Here is a 14,534-nt window from a genome sequence, read left to right on the forward strand (position 1 = left end):
TGGTTGTAAATTTATTTAAAGTCCAAGTTATTTCTTAACCCCATACCAACTTTTCTTTCTTTCAAAATAAAGTCCACCAACAATTAAAAACAACATTCCAATAGAACTCGCTAAAGTAATAGTGCTTCCTGTTTGAACAACTTGTGGCTCAAACTTAAATTCAATCGTATGCTTACCCGCTGGAATAGTCAAGGCACGTAATGCATAATTTGCTCTAAAATGAGAGGCGCTTTTACCATCTATAAAAGCATTCCAACCGTCTTTATAATACATTTCTGAAAATACAGCCAAACCAGTATTGGAATTATTAGATAGGTATTTTAGGTGATTGGGTTTGTAAGATTGCAACTGTATGGTTGCTAAACTATCTTTAGTAAAAGAAGTTTTAGAAATAAACGATTTGAATTCTGTTTCATTAACAACAGCTTCATTTTTAGTATCTAAACCACTCAACGCTTTCATCTCCTGATCAGGAGTATTTACTAACTTAATACGCTTTACAAACCAAGCGTTTCCGTTAGCATCAGGGTTTATGATTGGATAATCTTTACCAACTGAATCGGTTTGGATGATGTACTTTACATTCAGCATATCTAGGACTGCCATATTGTTTTTGGCAATTTGATAATCAAACAATTGTTGCATTCTTCTTGGCTTTGCGGCATGATACCCCCCAATAGATTGATGAAAAAATGAAGTTCGAGAACTGGATAAATTGCCGCTTACTTCAAAAACGCGGTAATTGGTAGTGTCTTGCAATATTTGAGCGTCTGATTCGGTTTCTTGAAAAGGAATTTCAACTTCACTAACATTTACAAAATCTTTGGCGCTCACATAATTTTTATCAATAAAAAACAAATCAGAAACCATTAGTAATCCTACAAAAATAATAGCCTTGTTTTGCGACAATTTATTTTTAATAAACAACCATAAAATCCCTGAAGACACTAGGATAAAAAAACTAGAACGCAATAAATCAGCTGAGTATAAACTTTTCCTATCCGATTTTAGGGCATCAACAAAATCAGGACCATAATTTTCCATAAAATAACTGTCGCTAGATCCTGAAAAACTAAACCAACTCTTGATCAAAAACAGAAAAACAAGGATTCCAAAACCAACAGCTGTCGATTGTAACAATGCTTTCTCTTTTGATTTTAAAACTGATGATTCATCCGATTTAATAAAAGAATGCAATCCCATAATGGCCAAAACAGGAACACACAATTCTAATAGCACTTGTATAGAAGATACTGCTCTGAACTTATTATACATGGGCACAAAATCAATACAGAAATCAGTCAATATAGAAAAATTTTTGCCCCATGACAAAATTAATGATAGTATAGCACCCGCTAAAAAAGCATATTTTATTTTTCGTTTATCATAAAATAAGGCAAGTATGGCCAACAAAAATACCACAGAGCCAATATAGGCTGGAGCAGCAACTATAGGCTGATCGCCCCAGTATAATGGCATTCCCGAAACAAAATCCTTAGCTTGCTCTTCTGAAACACTCTGACCAATCATAAATTCATACATCTTGCTATCGGTGCCAATGTTTTCATTATTTGATCCACCAAAAAGTCTGGGAGCAATCAAATTAAAACTTTCAGCAATACCATAACTGTATTCTGTTATATAGTCATTCGTCATCGCATTATTAGTCTCATTTTTGGTGCCATCAGCATTATACAGCAACTCACTTTTATCTCTGGTACTAAATTTTGCATATTCAGCAGTAGCCAATAAATTTGTCGCATTTGCACCAATTGCAAAAATTCCTGCTACAAAAAAAACGCCTAAAGCATTAAGCAGTGTTTTAAAATCTTTTTGCTTACTGTATTCATAAATAAAGAAAATGGAGAGCACCAAAATCAAAATCAATAAATAATAGGTCATTTGAAAGTGATTCGTATTAATTTCTAAAGCCGAGGCAATCATTGTTAAAAGTCCACCAAGTATAAATCGTTTTTTATAAACAAGAATAATGCCCGCAAGTACCATAGGCATATAACCAATAGCGTGTGCTTTTGCATTATGACCCACTCCAAGAATTACTATCAAATAAGTAGAAAAACCAAAAGCCAATGCGCCCACAAATGCTTGTAAGGGATCTATTTTTAAAACCAATAGCAAAATATAAAATCCTATAAAATAAAGAAACAAATAATCGGCTGGTCGAGGCAAAAACCGAATTAAATCATCTAAACTACCAACATAATCATAAGGATATTTCGCTCCTAATTGATACGTTGGCATCCCACCAAAAGCAGCATTGGTCCAATACGGCTCAGCATTTTCAGAAGCTCGAAAATCAATTTGCTCCTTAGCCATTCCTGTATATTGAACAATATCCGATTGAAATATTTTTTTTCCTTGCAAAACAGGATAAAAATAAAGTGTAGCAATGAACACAAAGCCAATAATAGCTAATGCATGAGGGTAAAATTTAGCAAGGATTTTCATAGTAAGAAGTAGTCAGTATCTGTAATTATGGCAAAAATTTAAGCCAAAAATAGTTAAAAAGTGCAAACTGAACACTCATTTGTAACTACTATTTTAATCTATTTCTTCATAATCTACATACTCGCCCACTTTTTTCGTTTCGCGTGGCTTGGTACTTTTAGTCGCATCATAAATAATTTCATCAGTATTAGAATTCTTTTGATGGTTTGAAGCATTCGATTGGTAGTGATGTTGAAAGTTTTGTCCCGCTTTTTCAACTACTTTCTTAACTACTATAGGTAAAAAAAGGCGCGCTAAAAATTTGATAACATAATAAAATAGCATTAAATAAAAAATGGTTTTTATTATTCCGTTAAAAGAGGCTGTTTGCATAAACAAAAATTTTCACAAATTTAATAAATCAAAAGTTCAAAATTAAAAAAGCATTCTTAAATAAATAATAAAATATAGTACATTTGAAATCGTTATTATTTTATTCTTAAAAAAGAAAACATGTTTAAAATCAAATCTTTACTCTTAGTATCTCTTTTATTATACTCCACCGCTCATTTTGGTCAGTTTACTGATGTAATCAATTCAAATCGTCCAGGCGAGTCAATGGCAGCTTTTTCTGTAGGAAAAACAGTTATTCAAGCAGAATTAGGGATGTATGGCTTTAAAGAAAAACACGAATTGCTTGACTATGAAGCCAATGGTTTTGGCAACAATTTAGATTTTCGTTACGGTGCTATTTTAGAACAATTAGAGTTTATCGTCAATTTACAATACCAATTTGAAAATTATAGTGCTCCGCTTCTCAATGGCAACCAAAGTGGCTTAAAAAAAACTATAATTGGAGCAAAATTTCTGGTTTACGATCCTATTAAAAAATACATCGAAAAACCCAATTTATACAGTTGGAAAGCCAATCATAAATTCAGTTACAGACAATTTATTCCTGCAATAGGAGTATATGCCGGTTTAAACATCAATCTTTCTGACAATATTTTTATTCGACCACAAATTCCGAATGACCCAAATATAAGTCCTAGATTTATGGTTTTAACACAAAACCAGTTTGGGAAATTTGTTTTGTGTACTAATATCATTTTAGACAAATTCTATTCTGAAAAACAATCTATAGATTATGTGGTTACCTTAACCAGAGGTTTTAACTCTAGATGGTCAGGTTTTCTAGAAAACCAGGGTTTCAACGGTAAGTATTATTCAGATGCTATTTTTAGAACTGGAGCAGCCTTTTTAGTAAAACAAAACGTTCAAATAGATGCTTCAATAGGAGCTAATTATAAAGACACTCCCTCTATATTAGCTGGTGGTGTTGGACTATCGTGGCGTTTTGACAAAAACTACAGCGAAGTGCTGTATAGAATTCCGAAAGAAAAAGACAAAAAGAAAAGCAAAGCTGACAAGAAAAAAGATAAGAAAAAAGCAAAAGACAAAAAACGATTAGACGAAATTGAATCTACACCATTACAACCATAATGATTACAGTATTAGAAGTTAAAACAAAAAAGGAGTTGACTCATTTTATCAAATTCCCTTTTTCCTTATATAAAAACAATGCATTCTGGGTACCGCCAATCATTGTTGATGAATTGGAAACTTTTGATAAAACAAAGAACCCCGCTTTCGAAAATGCAGAAGCCTACTTTTATTTGGCTTATAAAAGCAATAAAATAGTGGGCAGAATTGCAGCTATCATTAACTGGAGCGAAGTAAACAACCAGAACAAAAAGAAAGTCCGTTTTGGTTGGTTCGACGTTATTGACGACTTAGATGTTACCAAAGCATTACTAGAAAAAGTCTATGAACTCGGTCGTAAAAATAATTTAGAGCATGTCGAAGGACCAATGGGATTTTCAAATCTAGATAAAGTAGGTGTCCTAACTGAAGGTTTCGAGGAATTAGGCACCATGATTACTTGGTACAATTATCCCTATTATGCTACTCATTTTGAGCAATTGGGTTATGTAACTGAAAAAGAATATCTAGAAAGTAAATTTCCATTCGAAAACGTAAAATTAGAATTTTTTGACAAAGCTCAAGAATTAATTAAAAAGCGCTACCAACTTAATGCACTGAACTTCAAAAAAACAGCAGACGTGTTGCCATATGTCGATAAAATGTTCGATTTGTTTAATGCTTCCTATGCAAGCTTATCCTCTTTTGTAGCAATAACTGATATTCAAAAAGAATATTTCAAGAAAAAATACATCAGTTTTATTAATCCTGAGTACATCAAATTTGTAGAAGACAAAGGTAAAAACTTAGTCGCTTTTGCAATCGTGATGCCTAGTTTTTCTAGAGCGTTACAAAAAGCCAATGGAAAATTGTTCCCTTTTGGCTTTTTACATTTATTAAATGCACGTAAAAACAGTAAAGACGTTACTTTTTACCTTATAGGTGTTCACCCAGACTATCAAAATAAAGGGGTTCATGCCATACTTTTCAAAGAAATGCACACCACTTTTACGCAGAAAGGCATTCAAAACTGCATTAGAACTCCCGAGTTAGCCGATAATAATGCCATACATCTTCTTTGGAAAAATTTCAATCCTACAACCCATTGTCGAAGAAAAACATTTCGAATAGAACTGTAAAAAAGTATTCTATATGCAATGTCAAACCATAAAAAAATCCATTCCAAAAAAATATTTGGAATGGATTTCTATAGTGATAACACGTTAACATAAAAACTCTAGTCAGAGCCTTTTATACTAACTATTATATATTAAGCATCTAAATCAACTTTAGTTCTACTAGCAATTTCTTTATAGGTACCGTTTTCTAATTTCTCACGAATCGCTTCAAAAGCACTAAGTGTTTCCTCAATATCCGCTAAGGTGTGGGATGCGGTAGGAGTCATTCGCAACAAAATAATTCCTTTTGGAATTACAGGATAGATTACAATAGAAAGGAAAATGCCGTAATTCTCTCTCAAGTCATTTACCATAACCATAGCTTCTGGCACGCTACCTTCAAGATAAACAGGTGTCACACAGGTATTGGTATCCCCAATATTGAAATTTCTAGCGCGCAATCCGCTTTGTAAAGCATTTACTATCACCCATAGTTTGTCTTTTAATGCTGGCGAATTTCGCAACAACTCTAAACGCTTTAATGACCCAATAGTTTGAATCATTGGTAAAGCTTTAGCAAACATTTGTGAACGCAAATTGTATTTTAAGTAATCTATAATCTCTTTGTCAGCAGCTACAAAAGCACCAATATTAGCCATCGATTTTGCAAAAGTCGAAAAATAAATATCAATACCATCTTGGCAACCTTGCTCCTCTCCTGCTCCTGCTCCCGTTTTTCCCAATGTTCCAAAACCATGTGCATCATCTACTAACAAACGGAAATTATAGCGCTCTTTCATAGCAACAATCTCTTTCAACTTACCTTGTTGTCCTCTCATACCAAAAACACCCTCAGTAATAAAAAGAATGCCACCACCATTCTCTTCCGCCATTTTAGTAGCACGTTGCAGGTTTTTCTCCATGCTTTCAATATCGTTATGTCGGTAGGTAAATCGTTTTCCCATATGCAAACGAACCCCGTCAATAATACAAGCATGTGCATCTACATCATATACAATTACGTCATTTTTAGTAACTAATGCATCAATGGTCGACATGATTCCTTGGTACCCAAAATTCAATAAATAGGCCGACTCTTTCATTACAAAAGCTGCCAATTCCTGCTCCAATTGCTCATGGTATTTGGTATGTCCACTCAACATTCGAGCTCCCATAGGGTAAGCCGCACCGTATTGCAAAGCCGCATCTGCATCTGCTTTTCGAACTTCGGGATGATTGGCTAAACCTAAATAATCATTCAAGCTCCAGTTCAAAACATCTTTCCCTGCAAATTGCATTCTTGGTCCCAATTCACCTTCTAATTTAGGAAAAACAAAATAACCTTCAGCCTGCGAGGCCCATTTTCCTAGGGGTCCTTTATTGTTCTGAATTCTTTCAAATAAATCTTTTACCATGATAGTGTATCGTACTAAATTGTCTTTTTTTCAAGTTGCAAAAATAATTATTTATACGGTAATAAAGTATCTAATTTACAAATATTTTTTAGAGCAGTCATTCCATTCTTCAGGAGCTATTTCCTGCTCTACAGGATAACCAAGATAGTGCTTCGTACCTTGCAATACCATGGAATGCCGTTTCGATCAGGGCTAAAAATACATTTTTACAATAAACGTTGTATCTTTGACAGCATAGCAACTATAACAACCACAATACAACAATGTCACAAAATACCAAAGAATTAAAACTAGCCGTACTCATAGATGCCGATAACGTTCCTTACAGCAATGTAAAAGGAATGATGGAAGAAATTGCCAAATATGGCACGCCAACAACCAAACGAATTTATGCCGATTGGACCAAACCCAATGCTAACGGTTGGAAATCGGTACTCTTAGAACATGCTATTACTCCTATACAGCAATACAGTTATACTGTCGGAAAAAACTCTTCCGATTCTGCTATGATTATCGATGCTATGGATTTACTCTATTCTGACAAAGTTGACGGTTTTTGTATTGTGTCTAGCGATTCCGATTTTACGCGTCTTGCCATCCGACTTCGAGAATCTGGCATGAAAGTTATTGGAATAGGAGAAAAGAAAACACCCAATTCTTTTATTGTAGCTTGTGATCGGTTTATTTATATCGAGGTTTTAGAAGGTGCTATCAAAAAGACACTACAAAGAGCTGAACAGAGCGGAGCTAAAAATCCAAAATCATCTGCTAACTCAACCGATACTAAAAAACCAACCGAAAAAGAAACCACTTCTAAAGTCGATTTACAAACCATAGAACTCATCGAAGCTACAATTGAAGCCATTGGTGATGATGATGGCTGGGCTTTTTTAGGAGATGTAGGCAACCTCATTGTAAAGAAAAAACCAGAATTCGACCCTCGAAATTATGGCTTTACAAAACTTACTCCAATGTTAAAATCATTAACTGACATCCTTGAAATTGACGAACGCGATTCTGACAAAAAAGGAATCAAACACGTGTATGTACGCTTGCGATTTAGTTAGTAAGTTTATAATATAAACTAAAACAAAGTTTTCCTGAAATATAAAACTAAAACAGTTAAATAAATAAAGTAAGTAATTGTATGAGCCATAACTATACCTTCTATTTGAAATAGTCCAATTAAATAATTACTAGATACAAACATTACTGACAATGAGATTAACTCCGCAATGATAAAAGCGACAGTTAGTTTTTTCGCGAAAAACTGATATCCTAATATAAGTGAGGCTGCCTTTAAAGTGTCACCCATAAGTTGCCAAAAAAACAAAGCTGTAACAGGAAGAAATGCATCTGTAAAAAGCAATTTTACAATGATGTACCTAAAAAAATATATAAGAAGCAAACCAAAAGTAAAAATTGGTAGAATCGTTTTGTAATAACTCCAAAATATACTTCTTGTCGCTTTTTTTGTTTCAGCGAAAGCCAACCGAGGAAAAAAGTATAAGGTAAGAATTGACGAAATAAACATAAGGTAATAACTTGAAATCCTATTCATAGCTTCCCAATAACCCGCTGATTCTATTCCCAAATTTCGAATAATTGAATGCCTAATTGATAAAAAAACTAAGGGGCCTAAAACCGACGAAACAAATGCCATCAATGAATAGGATGATAAGTTTTTCAAAATCTGAAAATCGAAAAGTCGAAAAGAAATGGTACTTATAAAATGTAAGTCTTTATTGATATAATAAAAAGCCACAAAAAACAATAATGCTGGAGGTATAATTATAGCAAGTAATGCTCCGAAGGTTTTATAGTGCCAAACCACTATAACAGAAAATAGTAATCCAATTAAGTTTCCAATAATATTGCTAAAAATAACATTTCGAAATTTACCCAATCCGTTTATTATTGCTAATAATAAAATCGTTACTATGTACCATGGTAAAGCTAAAGCAAGAATTAAAAAGATATCGGAATACTCAAAATTAATCCCAAAAACGACATCACTCCAATACACTGAAAAAGTAGCCAAACCTAAACTCAATACTAAAGAAACTGTTAGTAGACTTAAAAACACAGTTGAGATAATTTTTTTCAGCTCTATTTCATTATCTTTATTGTTTACTATATACTTTACAATTCCGTTCTGAAATCCTAAAGTTGCAACACTTTCTATTGAAGTCATAAAATTTCTTAAATTTCCTGCCAGAGCCATACCACTAGGCCCAATAAAAATTGCAATCACTTTAGACGTAATTAATCCTATTCCAATTTTTAATAAAACACTAATGCTATTTAAAGAGGACACTTTAAATAATGGGGTTCGTGAAATGGATTTAATAAACTTAACTTTCATAGTAATTCATTGTTTCTAATTTTATTGTTCCTTAATTAGGTTAACCATGCTTAGAAATCATTAATTTTCAAAATGTACTTTATTGTATTATATAAAAGTCCCGAAATTTAGTTTATTATTTAGTAATTCCTTAAAATTTGTTCTTTAAATATCTAGAATTGTATAAACTAAAATTGTATTTTTAGGCAATTAAAAACTTGTTTTCGTGAAAATAAAACAAAATTCATACATCTTTATAATAATTAGCTTTATTTCTTTTTCATTTTACGGACAAGATATATCATTATTTAAACAGTACAACGGAAGATATGATTTTGTTTTTATTGGAAATACTTTAAATACCATTGAAAATAATAATATTGATGGTCTACCAAGTCCGCCCTGCACTATTCTTACAAATTCTTCCGCACAATTAAATCTAAATCAAGACAACAGCATAGAAAACGCCTATTTGTATTGGGCGGGTTCAGGAACTGGAGATTTTGAGGTTAAATTAAACAATCAAACTATATCGGCCGTTCGCACTTTCAGCAATGAAAATTCAAGAGGCTTTCCGTTTTTTAGTGCTTTCGCAGATGTAACTTCACTAATTCAATCCACAGGAAATGGAGTTTATAATTTTTCTGACTTAGATTTAACAGACATTATTGCAGATTATTGTCCATTTGGGGGCAATTTTGCTGGTTGGGCGATTGTCATAATCTATAAAAACAAAGATCTTCCGCTAAATCAACTCACCGTTTATGATGGTTTACAATCTGTTCCAAATGAAATTAACATTACACTAAACAGTTTAAATGTAATTGACAATAATGATGCTAAAATAGGATTTGTTGCTTGGGAAGGAGATAAAAACATTGCTAATAACGAATCCCTGCTTATTAATGGAAATTTAATTGCTAATCCGCCACTTAATCCGGGTAATAATGCATTTAACGGAACCAATAGTTTTTTTGGAACCAGTAATTTGTACAACATGGATCTTGATGTGTACAACATACAAAACAATATTAAAATTGGTGATACCAATGCTTCTATACGATTGACATCAAATCAGGATTTTGTAATGATAAATGCAATAGTTACTAAACTAAATAGTCAATTGCCGGATGCAACAATTAGAATAAATAAGATAAATAAAACCTGTAATTCTAAAAAAATAGTCGTCGATTATACTGTATTCAACTCTAATAGTACCAATCCCCTTTCTGCGGGAACTCCAATTGCAATTTATGCAAACGAAAAACTGATACAACAAACTAAAACGAATACAACTCTCCCTATTGACGAAAGCGAAACCGCTACAATCTCAATTAATATTCCTGAAAATATTCCTAACAATTTTGAACTAAAATTTGTTATAGATGATAACGGCACAGGACAAGGAATAGTAAATGAGATAAATGAAATAAACAATACTTTTTCTGAAGAAGTTACCTTGTTGGTTTCGGATATTTTAGAAACTTTAGAGGATCAGATTTCTTGTAATTTAGGGTTAGGAAGAGCTATCTTTAATTTTTCAAAATATGAAGATTTAATAAAAGTTAATGCTACAGATATAGTCCAGTTTTATGAATCAACTACCGATTTAGAGAATGAAATCAATCCAATATCGGGAATTTCAAATTACAGTGCTGCGAGTACTCCTAAAACTATTTTTGTTAAGGTAGATAACGGAACTTGTTTTAACACTACTTCCTTTTTATTAAACTCAAGAAATTGTCCACCAATAGTTTATAACTTTATATCTGCAAATAATGATACTAAAAATGATACCTTTTTTATTGACGGATTGCGAAATATTTTTCTGAATTTTAAATTATCAATATACAATCGTTGGGGAACTTTAGTTTGGAATGGGAACAATAATACTCCCGATTGGGACGGATTCGCAAATCAAGGTTTTTTAATTAACTCTTTACAAATTGCAGCAGGAACTTATTACTATATACTCGAATTGAATGATCCAGATTACTCAAAACCAATTGTTGGCTATTTATTTTTAACCAGATAATCTTAACGTTTAAGTTTGATTTATTTAGTGTTGATTTATAAAACCTTTGTAACTTTGAAGCTTAGTTCTTTTACTAGTTAAAAATGAAACAAATCACATCTTTACAAAATCCATTTATAAAATCACTAGTCTTATTGCAAGAAAAAGCTAAGTCTAGAAAACAAACTGGAACATTTTTAATTGAAGGTCAACGCGAAATTACATTAGCTATTAAAGTAGGATATACGATTGAAACTATCCTATTCCTGCCCGAATTAATTTCTCAAACTCAAATTGTCAAATTAACGAACAACCAAATTGAGTTAATTGAAATCTCAAAAGAAGTCTATCAAAAATTAGCTTATCGAGATACTACCGAAGGTATCTTAGCAATTGCAAAAACAAAATCGTTACAATTGTCAGATTTAAAATTATCTAAAAACCCACTAATTCTAATTGCAGAAGCACCTGAAAAGCCAGGAAATATTGGTGCTTTACTTCGCACTGCCGATGCCGCTCATCTAGATGCTGTGATTATTGCCAACCCAAAAAGTGATTTATACAACCCAAATATAGTTCGCTCTAGCGTTGGGTGCATATTTACCAATCAAATAGCAACAGGAACAACTTCTGAAATCATTACTTTTCTAAAAGAACGAAAAATTAATTTCTACTGCGCTACCTTGCAAAATTCGACTTCCTATCATACTCAAGATTATACAACCCCAACAGCATTGGTCGTGGGAACAGAAGCAACTGGATTAACAGAAGAATGGCGAGATGAAGCTACACAAAACATTATAATACCTATGCAAGGTGAAATTGATAGTATGAATGTTTCAGTAGCCGCAGCCATATTAATTTTTGAAGCTAAAAGGCAAAGAGGTTTTTAGAATGGTAATAAAACTTATTCTTGCATATATGGATTCTTATTTCTATTTTTAAAAATTAGAATAATTTATTATGCTTGAAATTGATTTAGAAAAAGAAAATAAAGCAATTGCTAAAGAATACAAAGAATTACTTCGAATCAGTTATCAAACTTTAACTCCAGAAGATAAAAAACTAATTCGAAAAGCATTTGATGTAGCTGTAGATGCACATCAAGATCAACGCCGCAAATCTGGGGAAGCCTATATCTTCCACCCTATTGCTGTAGCAAAAATTGTAGCATCCGAAATAGGTTTAGGAGCCACATCTATTGCTGCTGCTTTACTTCATGATGTTGTAGAAGACACTCCTATTACTATTCAAGACATTGAAAAACTATTTAATCCTAAAGTTGCACAACTTGTAGAAGGATTAACAAAAATATCAATGGTTCAAAAGGATTTGAATGCTTCAGTACAGGCTGAGAACTTCCGAAAAATGATTCTAACACTAAACGATGATGTACGTGTAATTCTTATCAAATTGGCCGATCGCTTGCACAATATGCAAACCATGGATTCAATGCAAGAAAACAAACAAACTAAAATTGCATCTGAGACCTTGTATATTTATGCACCATTGGCACACAGATTGGGTTTATACAATATCAAAACAAAATTAGAAGATTTAGGATTAAAGTATACTGAACCTAAAGTCTATAATGATATTGTAAGTAAAATAAAAGAAACTAAAGAAGAACAAGACGAATATATAAAGACCATTTCTGAAGTACTAAAAAAATCACTCGATGAAGAAAAAATAGATTACATCATAAAAGGTCGCCCAAAATCTATCTACTCTATACGCAGAAAAATGTTGGCACAAAACGTAAGCTTTGATGAAGTCTATGATAAATTTGCTTTGCGAATTATATACAAATCAAATGCTCACGAAGAAAAATTTCTTGCCTGGAAAATTTATTCAATAGTAACCGATCATTACAGACCTAGCCCAAGCCGATTACGCGATTGGATTTCTTCGCCAAAATCTACAGGATATGAAGCACTGCATATTACCGTAATGGGACCTAAAGGAAGATGGGTCGAAATACAAGTAAGAAGCGAACGAATGGATGAAATTGCAGAAAAAGGCTATGCTGCACATTACAAATATAAAAACGGGGCCACTGAAGAAAGTGGTTTAGATATTTGGCTTAATTTATTAAAAGAAGCTTTAGAAAATGCTGAAACCAATGCAGTAGATTTTGTAGAAGATTTTAAAATGAATCTTTACTCCAAAGAAATTTTTGTATTTACGCCAAAAGGAGAAATCAAATCCTTACCTAAAGGAGCAACTTCTCTAGATTTTGCATTTAGCATTCACTCTGAAATAGGAATTCGTACCAGAGGAACACGAGTAAACGGAAAATTAGTTCCTTTGAACACTGAACTCAAAAGTGGTGATCAAATAGAAGTAATAACTTCTCAAAGCCAAAAGCCTACAACTCATTGGCTAGATTATGTTACAACTGCAAGAGCCAAAAATAAAATTAGAAACGTTCTTAATGAAAATATTAAAAAAACAGCCGAAGAAGGAAAAGAATTATTAACTAGAAAATTAAGACACCTAAAAGTTACCATTAACGAACAAGTAATTAATGAACTGGTAAACTTTTTTAACTTAAAAACGAGTTTAGATTTATTTTATAGAGTTGGAATTGGATCTATCGAGAATCAACAGCTAAAAGATTATGCTTCGCAAAAAAGCAACACCTTGATGAATTTCTTTAAAAATAAAATCAAGCGAACACCCAATACTGCTGATAAAGACATTCACAAACAAATATTAAGTAAAAATTATGACTTACTTGTATTTGGTGTGGACCAAGACAAATTAGATTATAAACTTTCATCCTGTTGTAATCCTATTCCTGGAGATGAAGTTTTTGGATTTGTAACTATAAATGAAGGTATAAAAGTACATAAAAAAGATTGTCCAAACTCCATAAGTATGCAATCTAATTATGCATATCGAGTCATTTCTGCAAAATGGATAGACTCAACCCAGCAGGAATTTAAAGCCATTTTAAATATAACTGGCATGGACACCATTGGCTTAACAAACAAATTGACAAAAGTAATTTCCAACAATATGAATGTAAATATTCAAAGTATTTCTTTAAGCGGAGAAGCCGGTCTTTTTAAAGGAAGAGTAGCCGTAATTGTTCAAAACAATACTATTTTGAATAAGATGATTGACAACATTAAGAAAATTGATGGGGTAGATAAAGTAACCCGAGTGTATAAAAATTAAACGTTTCTGACTTTAAAGGTTTAATCTTTTAAAATAAAAATTTATCTTTGCAACATGACACTACTATCTGTTGATAACAGCAAAAACCAAGAAATTGTAAAAAATGTTTTTACACTGTATCTTGAAAATAAAGGACATCGAAAAACTCCTGAACGTTACGCTATTCTTCAAGAAATTTACGATAATGAAGAACACTTTGATATAGAAAATCTTTATATCAAAATGAAAAACAAAAACTATCGTGTTAGTAGAGCAACTTTATACAATACTATTGAATTGTTATTAGACTGCGCTCTGGTTCGAAAACATCAGTTTGGGCAAAATCAGGCTCATTACGAAAAGTCCTATTTCGACAAACAACACGATCACATTATCATGACGGATACTGGAGAAGTAATTGAGTTTTGTGACCCCAGAATTCAAATGATCAAAAAAACAATAGAAGAAATTTTTGATATAGAAATTCACAATCATTCCCTCTATTTTTATGGAAATAAAAAAGTTTAATTTGCATTTTTTTTCGTCCAAGC

11 protein-coding genes are annotated in these 14,534 nt (G+C 32.4%); 7 read left to right on the top strand and 4 right to left on the bottom strand.

The window, feature by feature from the left end; translation table 11 throughout:
• Window positions 1-27: 27 nt before the first annotated feature.
• Together ACFQ0S_RS09890 and ACFQ0S_RS09895 are read right to left on the bottom strand one after the other, a co-directional pair.
• A complete protein-coding gene (locus tag ACFQ0S_RS09890) occupies window positions 28-2,469 on the bottom strand; it encodes a YfhO family protein (protein WP_379757013.1) in 2,442 nt (813 codons plus the stop codon).
• Between the two features lie 93 nt (window positions 2,470-2,562).
• On the bottom strand, window positions 2,563-2,841 hold the full coding sequence (locus ACFQ0S_RS09895; RefSeq protein ID WP_379757010.1) for a DUF4834 family protein: 279 nt from the start codon (window positions 2,839-2,841) through the stop codon (window positions 2,563-2,565).
• 120 nt (window positions 2,842-2,961) lie between these two features.
• Between ACFQ0S_RS09895 and ACFQ0S_RS09900 the strand changes: the two genes are divergently transcribed.
• On the top strand, window positions 2,962-3,951 hold the full coding sequence (locus ACFQ0S_RS09900; RefSeq protein WP_379757007.1) for a transporter: 990 nt from the start codon (window positions 2,962-2,964) through the stop codon (window positions 3,949-3,951).
• Window positions 3,951-5,069, top strand: coding sequence for a GTP cyclohydrolase (locus ACFQ0S_RS09905; RefSeq protein ID WP_379757004.1), 1,119 nt, complete (start codon window positions 3,951-3,953; stop codon window positions 5,067-5,069). The genes ACFQ0S_RS09900 and ACFQ0S_RS09905 overlap by 1 nt, the downstream gene beginning before the upstream one ends.
• Before the next feature lie 131 nt (window positions 5,070-5,200).
• Here ACFQ0S_RS09905 and ACFQ0S_RS09910 read toward each other — a convergent pair whose 3' ends face one another.
• Window positions 5,201-6,463 (bottom strand): aminotransferase class I/II-fold pyridoxal phosphate-dependent enzyme, encoded by a 1,263-nt coding sequence (locus ACFQ0S_RS09910; RefSeq protein ID WP_379757001.1) that lies wholly within the window; start codon window positions 6,461-6,463, stop codon window positions 5,201-5,203.
• Between the two features lie 263 nt (window positions 6,464-6,726).
• Between ACFQ0S_RS09910 and ACFQ0S_RS09915 the strand changes: the two genes are divergently transcribed.
• Window positions 6,727-7,530, top strand: coding sequence for an NYN domain-containing protein (locus tag ACFQ0S_RS09915; RefSeq protein WP_379756998.1), 804 nt, complete (start codon window positions 6,727-6,729; stop codon window positions 7,528-7,530).
• 17 nt (window positions 7,531-7,547) lie between these two features.
• Here the strand turns inward: ACFQ0S_RS09915 and ACFQ0S_RS09920 are convergent, their stop codons facing one another.
• Complete coding sequence (locus tag ACFQ0S_RS09920; RefSeq protein WP_379756996.1) at window positions 7,548-8,828, bottom strand: O-antigen translocase; 1,281 nt, start codon at window positions 8,826-8,828, stop codon at window positions 7,548-7,550.
• 205 nt (window positions 8,829-9,033) lie between these two features.
• Here ACFQ0S_RS09920 and ACFQ0S_RS09925 point away from each other — a divergent pair, with 205 nt between their 5' ends.
• The 4 genes from ACFQ0S_RS09925 to ACFQ0S_RS09940 all read left to right on the top strand — a co-directional run bounded on the left by ACFQ0S_RS09925 (window position 9,034) and on the right by ACFQ0S_RS09940 (window position 14,511).
• On the top strand, window positions 9,034-10,842 hold the full coding sequence (locus ACFQ0S_RS09925) for a gliding motility-associated C-terminal domain-containing protein (protein WP_379756993.1): 1,809 nt from the start codon (window positions 9,034-9,036) through the stop codon (window positions 10,840-10,842).
• Between the two features lie 83 nt (window positions 10,843-10,925).
• On the top strand, window positions 10,926-11,714 hold the full coding sequence (locus ACFQ0S_RS09930; protein WP_379756990.1) for a TrmH family RNA methyltransferase: 789 nt from the start codon (window positions 10,926-10,928) through the stop codon (window positions 11,712-11,714).
• Between the two features lie 70 nt (window positions 11,715-11,784).
• Complete coding sequence (locus tag ACFQ0S_RS09935; RefSeq protein ID WP_379756987.1) at window positions 11,785-14,004, top strand: RelA/SpoT family protein; 2,220 nt, start codon at window positions 11,785-11,787, stop codon at window positions 14,002-14,004.
• A 54-nt stretch (window positions 14,005-14,058) separates the two neighbouring features.
• Complete coding sequence (locus ACFQ0S_RS09940; RefSeq protein WP_151107852.1) at window positions 14,059-14,511, top strand: Fur family transcriptional regulator; 453 nt, start codon at window positions 14,059-14,061, stop codon at window positions 14,509-14,511.
• Window positions 14,512-14,534: the final 23 nt, after the last annotated feature.

The organism is Flavobacterium myungsuense (assembly GCF_042677265.1).
Classification (GTDB): domain Bacteria; phylum Bacteroidota; class Bacteroidia; order Flavobacteriales; family Flavobacteriaceae; genus Flavobacterium; species Flavobacterium myungsuense.